The organism is Thiolapillus sp. (assembly GCF_048562965.1).
GTDB lineage: Bacteria > Pseudomonadota > Gammaproteobacteria > Chromatiales > Chromatiaceae > Thiolapillus > Thiolapillus brandeum_A.
In genome coordinates this window covers 1-1,984 of record NZ_JBHNMF010000579.1, presented here as the reverse complement: position 1 = coordinate 1,984, position 1,984 = coordinate 1, and the positions used below count along the sequence as shown (strand labels likewise).

Annotated in this window: 2 protein-coding genes; one reads left to right on the top strand and one right to left on the bottom strand. The window is 47.7% G+C overall.

The window, feature by feature from the left end; all coding sequences use genetic code 11:
- The first annotated feature begins 200 nt into the window (after positions 1 to 200).
- Entirely contained in the window at positions 201 to 1,211 is a 1,011-nt protein-coding gene (locus tag ACOCD2_RS17940; RefSeq protein WP_419625851.1) for a hypothetical protein, read from the top strand.
- Between the two features lie 324 nt (positions 1,212 to 1,535).
- On the opposite strand, the gene ACOCD2_RS17935 is transcribed toward ACOCD2_RS17940, so the two are convergent.
- Positions 1,536 to 1,871 carry a transposase gene (locus ACOCD2_RS17935; protein ID WP_419625853.1) on the bottom strand — a complete coding sequence of 112 codons (336 nt, stop codon included), beginning with the start codon at positions 1,869 to 1,871 and terminating at the stop codon, positions 1,536 to 1,538.
- Positions 1,872 to 1,984 lie beyond the last annotated feature (113 nt).

Sequence of the window (1,984 nt, the reverse complement as noted above, 5' to 3'; positions counted from 1 at the left end):
TAGCGGCAGATTGATTCTTGTCGGAATCATCCGTTTTATCCATGTTGAGGCCTCAATGATCCTGAAAAATGGATTAGGCACATTATTCGCGAGAATGTCTGTTATCGCAAGTAATAATGCATATTTTGTACTATTTAGTATGTCTGTCCGTATATTATGTGCTATTTTTCAATAAAGCCTGGATCTACTGGAAATTGCTCATGAAAACATCTAAACCAAAAAATACCCGTGAAAAAGTGCGTACAGCTGCATGGCAACTCATTGAGGAAGGCATTTCTCCATCAAGGACTAAGATTCGTGACCGTATCGGTCCTGGTGGATCAGATGCAACTGTCGCTGATGAACTGCACTGTTTTTGGATAGAACTTGGCGAGCACGTCAAACAATCAAAAGCGCGCCCAGATATTCCGGTTGAATTTATAACGGCTTTCAACGAAGTGTTGGAACAAGCACGGACATTGGAAGCACAACGATGGGAAACAGAAAGACGGGAACTATCAGAGAAGGTTGAATTAGCGGAGAAAGAACGTTTGAAGGCAATAAATGCCGCCGAATCAGCACAAGACGCGCACAGCAGAGTTTTAGCTGAATTACAAGAAACCCAGGAAAAGCTTAGCCAGGCGAATGACCAAATACACAGATTAGAACAGCTACAGAAACAACTCAGTGAACGCACCAATAGTCTGCAAGAACAGATCAAGGAGCTAAGGCAAAAAGAACGTGATTTCCAGTGCCAGAAAGAGAAGGAAATAGAGCTTGCTTATGAAAGAGCCCGGGAAACTGAAGAACGACTGACAAAACTCTACGATGAGCAACGCATGGCCTACGAGAAAGCCGCCGCTGAACTTCAAAGCGCGAATGAAAATCTTTCAACCACTGAAAAAGAGAAGCTTCAGCTACAGCAGGCGCTTAAGGAAACAAAACGAGAAGTCAGTTTGTTGGAAACCAACGTCGCGGATCTTGCTGAAGCCCAAGTACAACTGCAAAAGCTTGAGAAGGAGAATGTGATCTTTTCATCCCAGTTGGAAAGCTGCATGAAAAGAGAAAAGGAAACGCGCCAAGCCCTCGACATGAAGATCGGTCAGTTGACTCGTGCAGAAGTGGAACTCACTGCTGCAAAAGATGTCATGCGTAAAATGAAAGAAAAGAAACGCAAAAACAAGAACTTAAAGGCTTCAAGAAAAAATGAAGTCTCCATTTCTGAGGAATAAAACAAACAATAATTTCCTCATAAATACAGTCACTTAGGTAATTCTATGAAATTACTTCCCCGAATATCTAAGGATTGCCCAAGCGTGTCTTCGGCCTCGTGATAGATTTTGGGACATCCCAGTCCCCAAAATCGACTCGGCCTTTGACAACCCATTGGTGCCCCAGCCGTCCTGGTCACCAAGCACTACGCAACAACTTCGCAAGCTCGTTGCTGCTCCGTACTTGGCTCCCAATGACTGGACGCAGCGTTCGGAGGCCTACTTTGTTTTCCCTCTGGCGCAAGGCACGCCGGGAAAACAGTGCGGCCTCGCGGCTACTGGGGTCTACCAGCCTTCGCTTCGCTCTCCATGGCTGGCAGCGTTGGATGCGGCCTTTTCTGCTGCTTTATCGTTGTCGGCAGGACGCGCCTTGTCCTTCCGCTTCTTGGGGTCAGATGGGCCTTTCTCGATGCGTTCAACCACTGCCGCATGAAAATCGTCAAACAGCGTGGCCCCCATGCGTTTGCGGATCTCCACGAACAGCGAAGGCGCAAAGGGTGGCTCCATCTGGTAACCCGGCAAACCGACGAAGTATTGCAGGTAGGGGGTTTCCTGGATCTGGGCCACCGTCTCCCGATCCGACAAACATAGCTTGTGTTTGATGATGACCGCGCCAATCACCACGCGGGCATCTTTGGTAGGACGGCCTCGCTTGCTCGTGAACGCCTGGTAATAGGATTCAGCCAACTCATCCCAGGGAACAACCTGGCTCAGTTTGACCCAACGATTGTTCT